This window comes from Mycoplasmopsis columbinasalis (assembly GCF_900660705.1).
GTDB lineage: Bacteria > Bacillota_I > Bacilli_A > Mycoplasmatales > Metamycoplasmataceae > Mycoplasmopsis > Mycoplasmopsis columbinasalis.
The window spans coordinates 681562-696443 of sequence record NZ_LR215043.1 but is presented as its reverse complement, the minus strand read 5'-3'; the positions used below and the strand labels follow the sequence as shown (position 1 = coordinate 696443).

The following is a 14882-nucleotide window of genomic DNA, read 5'->3' as shown; positions in this document are numbered from 1 at the left end:
TTTTTAATTCTTTACTATTATAGTCCACTTAATAACTCAAGTGCATTGTCGGGAATTGAATCAGGTAAGTTTTCGTCCGCGTTAGCGCTTGGAGTTGGAGTTGGAGTTGGGTTTAAACTTGTACTTGAGTTTGAATTCGCACTTGTTGGTTCGTTTTCAAGTTCATAACCGAAAATAAGTTGAGTAATAATTTTGTACATAAAGTAGTTATATCTATTAGGACTACCTTTAAGTTTACCTGCATTACCTTTAGGCACTTCAGCATCTGGATCACGCAACACTTCGTAAATAGTTTTACGTAAGCTTGCGTATGATTGACCTTTAAACTGTGTGAAACTTATGTTCGGTTTTTCGGCATTAAAGTTTGTTTCGTCAACTAATTTAAATTTGATATCAGTCACATCTAAAGTGAATTTTTCGATGGTATCAGCTAATTCATCTAAAGCTTTTTTAAATTCTTGGCGTATATTTTGCAGTTGTGATTTTAACACCAGTAAAACTGTCTCGAGCAAACTAGTTGATTCAGGAGTTTGTGCTAATAAAGACATTGTTTTTTGCACGAACTCGATGTTTTGTGCCTCTTGCGGGCTTATAGTTTTATTTTGTGCATCATCTTCTAAGTAAGGATAGAAAGTAATTTCATATTGACCATTACTTATTTTGGTATCAATCAAACTTTGAATGTTACTTAAATCATAGTTAGCTTTATTTTGAATGCGTTCTAAAATTGCTTGAAAACCACTTTTAAGTCGTTCGACATTTGTTGCGCCATTATAAATTGCTTGCGCTGCTGGCGAATATTTACTAATACCTTCCATAGTACCAAAGCTCATCACTTTTAACATTTGGTCATTAATGCGCACAAAACTACCAGTGTGGTTAACAAATGAACTTGCATTAGTTGCTAAAACTGCTACAGGAAAACCCGCTAATAAGCTAATACCACCACCCAATAGGCGTGAACGGAAAATTTTACCTTTAAGTTTTTTAATTTTAGCATTGTGTAAAACGTATTCTTCGTTCGTATTGAAAACAACTTTTTTACTGTTTTTGACTTCATTTTTTCATTGTTTAAACTTGGAAACTTTTTGTTTTTTGTTACGTGAAGAACGCACAATTAGAAAGGCAATTCAGAAAATAATTTGGCCTAGGAAACTAAAAACACCAAAGGCAACTGTGAAGGCAATGAAAACAATTAATTTTCTTGTCAAAGAGTGAAATTGTAAAGACATCGAGTCGACGGTTATATGGAAAGCATTTAACAACTTTGTTATCAGTAAACCGGCAAGATATTTAGTAAATAAAATTGCAAAAACCAAGGCAAGAACATAAATAAAAATGTTTTTCAAACTCCTAGTTAAAGCAGTTCTACCACCAAGAAAGAAACCTCAAACGAACTCTACACCAAGTGTAAGAAAAAAGACTACAAGAGGAAGTCATCAAAATGAAACATTGCTAGTGAAATTAAAAAATGCGTTCATACTACTTCTCCTCTTGGAATAATAAAATTGTGTCAGGTTTTGCTTCTCACACATCGCCTTTTTGGCGAATGTGGTCGATGAACAATTTACCTTCACAATGGTCGAATTCATGTTGAAAGACAATTGCGGGATAACCTGTTAAGTCATAACGTTTTCATTGTTTATCGAAATATGAATAAGCCTCAGCCACCACACGATATTTGCGGTGAACTAAGCCATCTTGTTTTGGTCAATCTGGTTTTACACTTAAGCAACCTTCACCACTAGCTAAGGCGGTGTCAGCATCACTTGTAGCGATAATTTTAGGATTGATAAAAACGTCTCTTAATGTTTGTGATGCTGTTGTGCCATTGTAGTTAGCATCACCAGTGTTAATGTAAAACACACGCTTGGGAATACCATACTGGATTGCGGCCACACCCACAGCAGGTTGCAGACCATGATCACCCTCTTGTTGACTTAAGTCGACATGATAAATCATTTTTTGGACTAACTCTTCATCTTCAGGTGTTAAAGGCCAAGGCACCTCTTGCGACTTGGTGCGCAAAATTTGATTAGGTAAAGTAACTAACTTAATCTGATATTTCATGCGTTTTATTATATATCAAAACTTAGTTACGGATTTTATCTAATATATAATAAATCTATGCTTAGAATCATTTCAGGAATCCATCGCTCACGCAAATTAGAACAACCTCCTTTAAGTATTACTAGGCCAACAATTGACCGCGTGCGTGAAGCAATTTTTAATTCTATTCGTTCACAAGTGCCAAATGCGCTTGTGTTAGATTTATTTGCTGGTAGTGATGCCTTCGCACTCGAAGCAATTAGCAACGGAGCAATGAAAGCAGTTTGTGTTGAAAACCATCCGCAAGCTCTTAGTGCAATTAAAACTAACGTTGCGAATTTAAAAATCAATAACTTAGAACTTGTTAACACAGATGTTTTGTCATTTCTAGCCAAGGGTGGTAAAGAATTTGACATTATTTTCTTAGATCCACCATACGAACGATACGAATTACTCAATAGTGCGTTACAAAATATCGTTGATAACAAATTTTTAACTACAAATGGTTTAGTAATTGTAGAAACTAATGACCAAATGCAGGTACAAGTACCAGAGGGTCTCTTAGTCCGCAATACTAAAAAATATGGTAAGGTGTTTGTGTTGTACTTAGCGCAAAATAACTAAAAATTGTAGTCAATTGGCAAAAAGTGCAACTTTGCTATTAATTTGTACGCAAATATTCATTTATTCTATAATTTAAAACGAAAAGTTTTGATATATCCAACACTTTTTTAAAAGGAGAAAATATGGAAAGAACAGTTACTTTAGGTCACTTACCACTTACTTTGCACGGGAAAGAAGCTGAATTAGGACAACAAATCAACTTAGTTGGAGCTAAAGCAGGTGGTTTTGTACAAGAAAAAGTGGCAAGAAACCACGAATTTGCCGTTTTGGGTGTATTCCCATCAATTAACACTAATGTGTGCGATTTACAAGTTTTAGAACTTGGTAAACTTTCGGAAAAATACACAGATTTTGACTTCTTCACTTTTTCAGTTGATTTACCATCAGCTTTAGGTGAATATAAAGCAGGACACCCAACTGGTAGAGTTGAATTATATTCAGACTACTACAACAGAAACGTTGGGGTACAACTTGGTGTTTTAATTAACGAATTACACTTGTTAGCAAGAGGTCTTTTCATTTTAGATAAAGACAACAAAGTCGTTTACAAACAAATTAATGATGTTGTTTCAAGCCAAGCAGATTTTCCAAAACTTGAAGCTGAACTTAAGAAATTAAGCAAATAACTAATTCAAAAATCAAAAACACACAAAATGCTTGTGTGTTTTTTATTTATGACTATGTTTAAGTACTATTTATTAAATTTGAAGTTATAAATAATTTGGATAAACTTTTTTGTAACAATTTGTTGTTTAGACCTATGTTATTGTTAAATTTCTAAATTAGCAACCATTTTCTTGTTTGTTTCAAAATCTTTGAAGACTTTTTGCGCTAAAGCATAACTTACATTTGCAGTTAACTCTATTGCCAAATTGTTTGTGCGTTTGAACATTAAAATCTTTATATTTTTCAATCAGAAAAAAACTTGTTTGTTTCTTTATTAGCATAAATTAGATGATTGTGAAAAAAGCATTAATAGTTAAATTTAAAAGTAAGGCGTTATTAAAATTTTGATCTATAAAACAATAAATAATGCACTTAGGTTGCTAAAATTAGCTGAAATTCAAAGTAAAAGACAAAAACGTCATCGTTGTAACTTATCATTTCTTTAATCAACACTTGTCATTATGCGTGTTGCTGGAAACAAATGCTTTAGCATTTATTTCATTAGTTTTTTCTGCAGTTAGTTTCTTTTGAAAATGAATAATAAGAATACCGGTTTTCAATAACTGATGATGCAATTTATGCAATTCGTCATCTTTTTGCATTCTTAGTCTGCATATAACGCAATGCAATTTATTGGTGTAATTTTTTTCTGTTTAATAAAAACAAAGTTTCGTTATGAAACTTTGTTTAACAGAATATAAATTACTAATAACCCTGTTTAGCTTCGTAAAGCATTGCACTTTCAAAGAATTTGTGTTCGATTTTCCTGCTTCAGGAAAGTTTTTGGTCATTTATTTTTGGCAAGACTTTGTAAATATATCTACGCGATAAAAGTAAAAGTGTCGTCGAAGCAATTAAAGAATTAAGTAAGAAGGTTCCCATTAAAATTCAATTAGCAAGATACTTATCGCCTTTACTATTTCACGCTCACATTGCAAAACCAAAACCAAGTGGAATAATAATTAAGAATGAAACAAAGTTTTCAAGTGCAGCAGCAAGCAACGACTTTTCAATGTTGTTAGTGCCTTGAAAGGCCAACAATGAACACACTGAAAGCGATGTAGTAACAATACGAAGTGTCATAATTTGTATAAATTGTGCGGTTGCCGCTCTCATTTTTTCGGTAACATTCAAGGCTAAAACTCACAAGTTGCCAGCGGTGCCTAAAATAAATAAGTAAACTAGTACAGCATAAGTAATTGACACTACGATAGTTCACAAATAAACTTCTTTACATCTTTTGAAATCGCGGCGTGTGTAGTTGTATTGCAACAAGCTCCGCGCACCATCGCTAATTCCAAAAACTGAAATTAAGAATAAAGTAATAATTGGGGTTGACTTAGCTCAATAGAATTGAAAGTGGCCTGGGTCGGCAAAATTGGGTTTGGTAATCAAAATATTGAGCACAAAGAACGAAAATGAGACACCGAACGAACGAATAAAGCCGCCAAGCCCAAGTAAAAAGGTAGGTGCGAGCAGTTCTTTGGCAAATTTGAAACGAACCACTTGGTTCATAGACATCAGCATTTCTTGTTTTTTGTGCTTGCTTTGAATGTAAATTACGTAACAAAACACATTGAAGGCTCAACCGATTAAGGTTGCTAAGGCTCCTCCTAAAATTCCAAGGTGAAACACGATAATAAAGAGCGCGTCAAGCGCAATGTTGATAAGGTTTGCCACAATTCCCACACCCATGGTGTAAGTGTTAAACCCTTCGGCGCGAATGAAGAATGACAGTAAAGTTACTAAGCCTTGTAAAACAGTACCACTAGCATACACATAAGTAAACTCTTTAGCTCAATCAATGCTAAGTTGGAAAGCCGCATTGTAGTAGGCTTGCAGTTGTTCAACCTGGAAAGTTGTAAAACCATTTGCCAAAGCAACTGCTTGGTCAATTTTAGTTTGCCCAACTAATAATTTAAAAATTCCCGAGACAATAAACACAATTACTAATAAGGTTGCAACTAATGATAAAGCAATTGTTACTCAAAACATTGTTGCTCACATATTTCGTGCAGCATTGTGCATTTTTTTGGACAAACATTTTGTGTAGTAAATTGAAGCACCAAGTGGTACTAAAAACACAATTGAGTTTGAAAAAATTAAGATAGGTTGAGCGCCAGCGTTAGTTGCTGACACAATCGAGTTGGCGTTAATTTGAACAATTTGCGCCACTCCACTAATTGAGTTGTACTTTTGCAGCAAGTCTAGATAATTTTCAACCGAGTAAAATGAACCTTGCAAATAAGCTGAAAGTTCACCAAGCTCACTGGCGACTACTCCGTCACCTGGACGCATTACGACTTTGGTTCGAGGCACAAATTGTTGGATAAATACTTGGTCGACAAATGAGTACAAACCAATCATAAGTGTTATTAATAAAGATGGTACGGCAACGATCCAAATCGCTTTACGAATCGGCGTGTGAGCAAAAAGTTCTTCAGCACGATCTCGACTTTTTTGCAATTTCTGCTCCTTGTTTTGTTGCATCAAACCTCCTTTGCAAAATAAAAAACGTGTAAACACGTTTAGTTGGTGAGATAACTCAAATGGTGCCGACAACAGGACTTGAACCTGCGACCCCATCCTTACCATGGATGTGCTCTACCTGCTGAGCTATGACGGCTTAAGTTCAAGTATTATACAAGAAAATTTTAGAACTAGTATTAATTTTCTTTAGTATTGTCGGGACATTTTTTTATTCTAAAATAAAATAGAAAGTAAAGTAAGTAAATTCAAAACTTGTACAAGCAAAAATGAAGTCTTTAATAAGTTTGAGACCAAACACAAAATTGCTTGTGCTCTAGCGTTTATCTAGTTTTTGTTTAAAAAATGTTTCTATACTAACAAGCATAGAAACATAATGATAATTTGTTGGGGCAAAAACAAGTTTCTAAACACACTGTAAAATAAATTTGTGTTTTAAACTATTGCTCTCGTTAGGCGTAAATTATTAATCTTATGATCACTCAAAATTATTGTAGTAATAGTCTCTTGTTGACATATAAATCTCTTTGTGCTTTCTGTAACCAGCGTAATTAATATTTAGAGAAATTCAACGAATAATAGAGTGAGTATAACGTGCATAGCTAAGTCCGGTACCTTGTGTATGAGTTCAACTGCGTCAGGTAACTGCTATACCGTTATACGGAAAATTATCAATGAATTGTTGCAAATTAAATGACTGTTCACCATCTTTAACATAATCTGCAAATTTTCAGTTTCATTCGCCAAGGTCGTTTTGTATCTGGTTTCCTCAAGACGTTCTTTTAGAGTTGCCTTGGCCAAAAGTACCTCAATTGTATCAATCTTTAGTTGCATAGATATATTGTCTCTCTGCTTTATATGTGTCGTGGTCTCAATATACATAATCAAAAAAATAGCTGCTAGCAGTACTTTTTTTAAAACGACCAGCCTCTGAATCAAATCACATAAAAGTGTCCATGAGTCTGTTTAAACCGAGTAAACTACCTCAGTCATATCTTCAGTTACTCGTGCGTTCACTAATACCTAGTTTATTTTTAGTTGCTTGGTCAGTAGCTTGTGTTGAATAAATGGTAATTTCTATTGTGATTCAACCATTAATCAATTGTTGAGGAGTGTAAGGAAGAACTTTTGCTTGCAATTGTCACGTACGACCATATCTTGTGAATGAATAACTATCTTTATTACCAGAAAGTCAAATGTTGTTTCTGCCGGGGTTTTCACCAACTCAGTCTCAGCTAAGGTTTACTTTACGCATAAATGCTTTGCCAGTTCCTTCGTCAGTTGGTACAAAAGCAAATCTGGCAGGATTTCTGGCTTCATCGTTTCAGTTTAATCTAAATTTACTTTTGACTCAATCATCATCGATATAGTTAATAATGAAGTTTTGTGTGTGGGTACGACTATAGTTACCGATTTTATAATCAACAGTAGTAGTCGCTTGCTCAGCACCAGTTTTGGCATACCTAAAGGTGAAGTAATTGTCACCAAGGTTTAAGAAGTTGTTTACGTCAGTAATTGCACGCGCAGCTTCGTTACCTGAAAGACCTCGCGTACGCACTTCAAAGTAACGGTTGTCTACTTCGGCATCATACACAGCTCTACCACCGTGAAAGGCAATCACATGATTTACAATGCGGTTAAATTCATCGACTTTTAAGTAAGTATCATCTAACCACGAAGATTCAACACTAAGTAGTCCATACTTCGCATGGTCACGGATTAAAGTGTATCTAAAGTGCAATTCACCACGGTTGTCATCTGGGTTAATCGCATTAACACGAACTGTCACGCCTTGGTGAGCTGTTTCAAAGACTTCATTGTCACTGGTATAACTTTGTCATCAATCTACTTTGTTAACTTGTGAAGCAAACATTTGCTTGTTGGTAAGAACTTTACTACGCGCTTCTGTTCTAGCAAAGTGCAATTCCGCAGCAAGAGCATTAAGTTCTTCGATGAGATTTTGTTTTTCGAGTGCTTCTTGCTCAGCAATCACTTGCGCTTGAGTCTTAAAACCACGTAAGAGTTGGGTAGTAACTGGTGACTCATAAACTGTTGCGTCTGTGTCAGTGAGTTGAAGTTTGTAATCAAGCACGACTAAACCTTCTTCACTTGAGTCGGCATTAGTTTTAACATTTCAGTCAAAAGTTACAAAAGTTGGCAGACTTGCAAGTCAATTTTTGCCTTGGGCAGTGTAGAACTTAAAGGCATCACGCTTCGTTACAGCTTCTGCAGGGACAAAGTGATCTGCAGCGTATTGATCTTCAAAAGCAACTGTGCGGATTTGACTTTGCAATTCGGCTAGGTAAGCAGTAGCGGTTTTAAAGCCAAATAAGTCAAAGTGTTTGGTTAACTCAACATTGTTGAGTTTAACTACTAAGTCAAAACTAAGCTGACCAGCACCAATAAGGTAAGTTACATTAGTAATTTGGTGTTGTGCCCTGCCACCAAGTGTAAGGTCAAGCGGACGGTTAGTGGTCAAGTCATGGTCAGTTTCATAGAACCAAAGTTCCTGCTTAAGGTTTGGGCTAGTAGCAGCCTGTAAGGAAATTACATTTGGTACTTTCACCCTATTGTCAACTTTTGAAATTCAGGTAGTAAAGTTAATTTTGTTGAGTAAGTTTTCCACTGTCTTGTAATCAAGTGCATCTTGGTTAGTTTTAAAGCCAGTCACAGCTGGGAATGCGCGTTCAATTACCACCGTGCCTTTAGTCAAACACACATAAGGAGTTAGTGTACCTTTGGCATCGTTAGGACGTACAATTTTTTCGATTGTCACACCATTGGCTGGGACATACGCAATACCAGCAGGGTCGATTGCATTAATTTGGTCAGCGCTTAGTACAATCTCGCTTGGAAGCGTAGTAGCTTTGTTAACGCTTGACCCAAGTATAAGATGAACAGTTTCGATTTTGGCTAACTCAGTTAGCACATCGTTAGTGTTAAGTACAGCCGCCTTGCCAAAACCAGTGAGATCTTCGTTAAGACGTACATTGGCACTTGCCTCCTGAGCGCCATCTTGGACACTCGCAGTCAAGATGGTAGTAATCCGCAAGAGACCATTAGTATCATCTGGTGTAATCTCTCTAGTGACACTCACATTCGCACTTGGCACAAAATCGTTGTCAAGAACATCTAACAACTTAAAGTCATTGGCGTGGCCACTAACACTACTTGGCTTCAACTTAGTAAGATCTTGGTTCTGTGGATTAGTGTAAATCGTGCCTTGAATTCGTGCTTTTTCACGGTTTAAGTAGTCAGCTAAAGTAAGAAAACCAGTGATGGTGAGGTCGTTGGCACGCACTAATTCTTGATCATCTTTTTTGAGCACAAAATTTGTTGTGTAGGTACCTTGTTGACTGGCTGGTTGGTCTTTGGTTCAACTAATAGTGATTCCAAAATTGTTGTAAAGCTGTTGTTGTGTAATCACAGCACCATCATGCATTACCAAATTAATGTTTGTTTGGTCAACATTTGCTGGCAAAAGATTTGCCTTATTATCGTAATCGAGGGCATCAATGTTAGCCATCACACGATCAAGCAAGTTTTGGTCTGCAGTTTGAAAGTTACCAAGCAACAATTTTTTAGTTTTGGTTATACCGTGGTAATTAAAACTTAAGTTTGCAAGCACAGTTCCTAAGTTGTCATTAGCTTCATAGGTAGTTGTCACTGTCACTGCACCATCTGCTAGGCTTGAGTTTGCTTTTACCAAAGCTAAACTACTACTGTGTTCATTAACAACTACTGAAGGTAACGCGCTGTTTTGTGCTGGTGCACTCGCATTATAAGTTACACCTACATAATTATCAAACACAGCTGCTAAAATTGCTTGGTCAGCTTGGGCTTGAGTCTGGAAGCCATTTACATCAATTACTCTTGTTGTTGTAGCGCTTTGACCTGCTTGTGTTGTAGTGAGCTCAACTGTAAGTTGCAATTGACCAGTTTGATTGTTTGCACTAAGTGACTTAATACTTGTTTGTACTTGTGGATAGGCAACAGCAAAATCTTGGTTAGTTAGTGTAAGCAGTTGCACATTTTGTGATGTTACTGCCGAAGGTAAAAGTTGACTTTTGGCTTGGCTGTTAGTTATATTAATGTCTACTTGGTTTAAGTTAGCAGTTGCATAGGCAAGATGTGACTGCGCTAAACTTGGGAAACCACTAATAGTTACTTCTCTTTGCGCTTGCACATTATTAGCTGCAAAAGTAAGGAGAAAAGTCGCCTCAGTTTTGCTCTCATTGGTTCTTAACAATTGGAAGTTACTAAACAATTCACTTTGTAATTGTTGTGAATTATCCCCACTTTGAGTAGTAAAAGTAAATCTTTGTTTTGCAAAGAGTTTTTGTTCTTCGCCTTCAAGTCAGTTAATAGTTTCTTTATCTTTGTAGTCGATGGTCAAACTATTGATTAGGGTTGACAAGATTTGAGTGTTACGTTGTTGCGTAGTTTGAAAACCGCTTAAACTAAAATCTTTAGTAAAGGTAAAACCTTGTTTGCTTAAAGTTAAACGTACCAGTAAAGTGCCATTAGCATCAGCGCTAAAGAATTGAGTTTGTGTTTGAATGTTGCTGTCGGCAAGGTCTAAACCTGTAAAAGTTAAGTAATTAGCTCAGTCAGCTTTAGCAGCAACTTCTGATGGGAGAAAAGCAGTTTGAGCTTGAGTACTGCTTCAGCTTACAGCACTAATTTGGTTCATCTTCGTTACAAGTTCACTGGTGATCGAACCTAAGAAACCATTAATTGCGTACTTGATCTGACTTTGTTTGCTATTACCATCTTTTTCAGCAACTAAAAACGCATTGATGGTGCCGTGCACAGCGTCAAGTTCAACCTGAGCAAATTTAAAGTTAATCTCACTTGCTGGTCTGAGTTGTTGCTGTTGATTTCAGAAAATAAGTTTATTTACATCAAGATTTGAACCTAAGTTAGCACTTGCATCAGCAGCTAGCACATGGCTTTCTTTGCCAAGATAATCAAGACTAGTGATTTCGTTTAATAAGAGTTGCAATTCATTGCTTGCGCTATTTTTAAACTTTAAAACAGTGGTTTGTTTGGTTGCAGATTTGTAAGTTTCGCCTTTAGTAAGGTAGTAACTTAGCGTGATGAAACCACCATCGTCGTTGGCAGTTTCTACTGTCATATGTATTTTATAAGTGTCTTGATTAAATACTTGTGTTTTAGCTGCATCAGTGTAGAAAACAAACTTTTGACTAGCATCACTTCGTTGAATGAATTGTGAAGGTAAAACATCTTTTTTGTTTAACAAAGCAGCATTAACGTCTACTTCTTGAATACTTGTTAGTGCAGTGGCAATTTGATCTTGTTCAAAATGAGCAACATTGTACAAATTAGTAAAGGGTACTAACTGCGTTTTTTGGGCACCGTCAAGTGTGAAAGTAAGTGCAACTTGTAGTGAACCATCATCATCTTTTTGGTCTGCAAGTTCTTTGTCAATTTGAATTTGAGGATTTGTTGGTTGATAAGGTGCATTTTGTTCTTTATCTCACAATTGAACTTGTTCCAAAGTTACTTGTGAAGGCAAAGTGGTTGCGACGTTAACTAATCTCACTTCAATTTTTTTGAGTTCATCACTAATTTCAAGGTAATTTTTGTAGTGTTCAGTAAGAAAACCACCAACCACGAAAGATTTTTCCGACATGGTTGCTAAATTACCTTCTTTTCAAATTTTGACCAATCCTGCCACACTACCGTTGACATCGTTAGGAACTAAATTTGCAAATTCAAGCTTAAAACCTGCTGGTAATACTAGTTTTTGTTCTTGGTTATGTACATCGTAAGCTTCGAAAGCATCACTTTGCGCAATGGCAACTGATGGTAAGGTTTGACTTTTGCTAGTTTTATCAGCAAAATCAATTATTGCTTCGCTTAGTAAGTTCAAACTTGTCACTTTCGCAGTAGTTTTTAAACCTGTAAATGAATATGTTTGTGACTTTGAGCGTCTGGTTGTATCAACAGTATCAACTAAAACAAGTTGTACATTGAGTATGCCATCATCGTCACTAGGCTCAAATTGAAACTCAGGTTTTGCTTGGTCGTCAAAATGACCCTCCGGTAATAAAATTAACGTTTCATTTTCGTTAATACCTACTAAAAAGTCATCTGCTTGCGCTTCTGAAGGAAGTAAGTTTGCTCTAGTGATAGCAGGCTTTAATACGACAGTGAGCCTATCAAGTAAGTTGTTGAGTTGTCTCACACGTTGTTCAGAATCAACATCAACAGTTGGGTCTACTGGTTGAATACTACTTGTATCCGGAACAAAAGTAATGTTATTAGCAATTATTCTTCTCGACGCCAATAGTTGCTGTGAGTTAGTTTTATAGAGGTTTACACTAAAAATAGCAGAACCTTTAGTTTGAACGCTAAAATCATTATCTAAGCTAATTTGTACAGTGATATTATCAAAAGGAACTTCAAGTTGTGTTCCTGCTGCATTAGCGCTAAAGTCTCAAAGTTTAAACGAACTTATGTTTTGTTGGGCTTCAGTAAAGCTAATTTCAATTGGTTGACTATTGAAAGTGTTTGTGTTTTCCTTGTCATAAGTTATACGAATATCGGTAACTGATAACCAATTGGTAACTTCAGTAAGTAAAACTTTTTCCGAAATAGTTTTTGAATTTTGTGCCTCTCCACCAGTTTGCGCTGATGGTTTAGTTTTAACGTAAGTCACAACTCCAGCAGGAGTTGCAGTTCCTAGAACTGTTGCGGCTGCAATTACGGCTACGGCTGCCTTTTTTAGTTTCATAAACTATCCTTTCCCCCACTAGACGGGAAGCAAATATATAAATAAATATTTTTTATTAGTTTATTATTTATATATGTAATGTGCAAAAATTTTAATTTGCAAAAAAAAAAAAAAAAGCGCTCTTGATTCAATTTAGGTATATTCGCAAACTATTTAAAATGCAATAAACTCTATAATAAAGGCATATTAGAATTTTATGAAAAATTAACATATTTATTTTTTTAGCACTTTTTTTTAGCTAAATATAAGTAATTTTACTTGTGTATTTTTGCCTAAAAAACTTTAATTTTTGCGTCCCAAAATCTTAAGTTTTAACAGTTTAACAAGGCTGTGTTGAAGGTACTAAAAAGGTTATTTTTAAGTAATAAAAAAGACAAGAAATCTTTGTTCTTGTCTTTTGTTAATTAAGGTTTTTTGTCTGTCTATCAATACCTTAATTTTAATTAAATTGTGTTTGGTAAAGATTTCAATAGTACCCTTGTCGTGCCATTAATTCTTGGTGATTACCTTTTTCAATAATACGACCGCCTTCCACAACTAAAATTAAATCTGCATTCTTGATTGTACTAAGTCTGTGGGCAATCACAATCGAAGTTTTGTTTTTCATAATTGTATCTTGCAATGCAGTTTGAATAATTTTTTCGGTGTTTGAGTCAACGTTGCTGGTAGCTTCGTCTAGAATCAAAATCTTTTTATCACCTAACACAGCGCGTGCAATGGCTAAAAGTTGACGTTCACCTTGCGATAAGTTGGCACCATTATTTTCTAAGACGGTGTCATAACCATTTTTTAGTTTGAGGATGAAATCATCTGCCGAAACTAAACGAGTCACTTCTCGCACTTCTTCGAGTGTTGCCTCTGGCTTAGCAATTTTAAGGTTGTTTAAAATAGTGTCATTAAACATAAAGGAATCTTGGAGTACTACGGCCATAATGTCACGCAAATCGTGTTTATCAATTTGGTTTAATTCAATGCCATCAAGGGTGATTGAACCTTGATTGTAGTAATAAAACTTAGATAATAAGCTAATAATAGTGGTTTTGCCAGCGCCAGTTGGGCCAACAATAGCAATGGTTTGGCCTGGTTTAGCATAAAAAGTTGCATCGTTAAGTTGGTATGTTGGTGAGTTTTCATTGTATTTAAAGAACACGTTTTGGAAACGAATTTCACCTTTGGTGCCTGCAGGCAATGGCACAGTTGGTTGGTTGCTATCAGGAGGGATCAAATCAGTAATTCGAAACACACGTTGTGAAGAAGCATGACCAAGTTGTACTGTTAAGAAGAGCAACATCACTTGTTGAATCGTGCCATTAATAGTGAACACTTGGGAAATTAGCGCTACCACAAATCCGGCGTCAGCTTCTTTGTAAAGCAAACCAAAGGTAGGCACACCGCCAAGTTTAAACACTAGTGCCAAGATAATGGCAATAATAACAGTAATATTTGAAGCAAAAATAAATCAAGGATCAAATATTCTTTGGTAAAAGTCGCCCACAAAGGAATGTTTGTAAATTTTGTGCGCAATCGTGTTGAAATCGCTTTGGGCTTGAGCTTGGTTGTCGAGAGTTTGGGTAATTTTGGTGTTTCGTAACATTTCTTCCACATAAGCGTTAATTTCACCAAAAGCCGCTTGCGTTGCAATCATCGCTGGGCGTGCTTTGCGAATCATCAGAATGGTTACTGCTAAGAAAGAAACGAGCGAAACCATAATAATTAGAGCTAGAATTGAAGAAATGAAGAATAAAGAAAAGAGTCCGAAAATAATTGAAAATAAATTAGCAAAGACTTGGCTCACTAACTTAGTAACTGTGTTAGAAACATTACTAATGTCAGTAACTAACGATTGAATTAAGTCACCTGCCATTTCTTTGTCGTAAAAAGCAGTTGGCATAAAAAGCAATTTATCCATTGCTACTTTTCGCATTTGTGTGGCTGCTTTGTACGAAATGTTGATAAAAATGCGATTTTGGAAGTAGCCCGCAACAGCATAACTAAGAAATAAAACACCCATCACAGCAATGTAAATTGCAAATCTAGTGACATTGAAGGCTTCTAAACCTACAATGGCTGGTGTTAACGACTTAGTAATTACTAGTCCAGTCAGTAAGGTGGCAATAATTAAACAAGCCGATGATAACAGGGCGACAAAAATACCGACAATCACCATTCTTTGGTCTTTTTTCTCTAGAAAAGAGAAAAAGCGTTTGAGTAGTTGTCAAGTTGACATTTTTTGTTGTTTACTCTTGGTTTGTTTATCGCGAGTAGTTGAGTTTAAATTTTTCGCCATTTTGCTCCT

The 14882-nt window shown here is 35.7% G+C and carries 8 protein-coding genes and 1 tRNA gene; 2 read left to right on the top strand and 7 right to left on the bottom strand.

Annotated features, from left to right (window positions below; genetic code table 4):
- Window positions 1–17 precede the first annotated feature (17 nt).
- Complete coding sequence (locus EXC55_RS02790; RefSeq protein WP_129623151.1) at window positions 18–1481, bottom strand: cation:proton antiporter family protein; 1464 nt, start codon at window positions 1479–1481, stop codon at window positions 18–20.
- A gap of 1 nt (window position 1482) precedes the next feature.
- On the bottom strand, window positions 1483–2070 hold the full coding sequence (locus EXC55_RS02785; RefSeq protein ID WP_129623150.1) for a peptide deformylase: 588 nt from the start codon (window positions 2068–2070) through the stop codon (window positions 1483–1485).
- A gap of 57 nt (window positions 2071–2127) precedes the next feature.
- Here EXC55_RS02785 and rsmD point away from each other — a divergent pair, with 57 nt between their 5' ends.
- Window positions 2128–2673 (top strand): 16S rRNA (guanine(966)-N(2))-methyltransferase RsmD, encoded by a 546-nt coding sequence (rsmD, locus tag EXC55_RS02780; protein WP_129623149.1) that lies wholly within the window; start codon window positions 2128–2130, stop codon window positions 2671–2673.
- Between the two features lie 122 nt (window positions 2674–2795).
- Window positions 2796–3299 (top strand): redoxin family protein, encoded by a 504-nt coding sequence (locus EXC55_RS02775; RefSeq protein WP_129623148.1) that lies wholly within the window; start codon window positions 2796–2798, stop codon window positions 3297–3299.
- A gap of 143 nt (window positions 3300–3442) precedes the next feature.
- Here the strand turns inward: EXC55_RS02775 and EXC55_RS03355 are convergent, their stop codons facing one another.
- From EXC55_RS03355 to EXC55_RS02755, 5 genes are all read right to left on the bottom strand, one after another.
- The gene (locus tag EXC55_RS03355; protein WP_268809116.1) at window positions 3443–3565 is read right to left on the bottom strand and encodes a hypothetical protein; all 123 of its coding nucleotides are present in this window, start codon (window positions 3563–3565) and stop codon (window positions 3443–3445) included.
- Between the two features lie 479 nt (window positions 3566–4044).
- Window positions 4045–5829, bottom strand: a complete 1785-nt coding sequence (locus tag EXC55_RS02770; RefSeq protein ID WP_129623147.1) for an MATE family efflux transporter — start codon at window positions 5827–5829, stop codon at window positions 4045–4047.
- Window positions 5830–5889: 60 nt separating this feature from the next.
- A tRNA-Thr gene (locus tag EXC55_RS02765) sits at window positions 5890–5965 on the bottom strand.
- A 333-nt stretch (window positions 5966–6298) separates the two neighbouring features.
- Complete coding sequence (locus tag EXC55_RS02760; protein WP_129623146.1) at window positions 6299–12586, bottom strand: lipoprotein 17-related variable surface protein; 6288 nt, start codon at window positions 12584–12586, stop codon at window positions 6299–6301.
- A gap of 439 nt (window positions 12587–13025) precedes the next feature.
- Window positions 13026–14873 (bottom strand): ABC transporter ATP-binding protein, encoded by a 1848-nt coding sequence (locus tag EXC55_RS02755; RefSeq protein WP_129623145.1) that lies wholly within the window; start codon window positions 14871–14873, stop codon window positions 13026–13028.
- Between the last annotated feature and the right edge of the window lie 9 nt (window positions 14874–14882).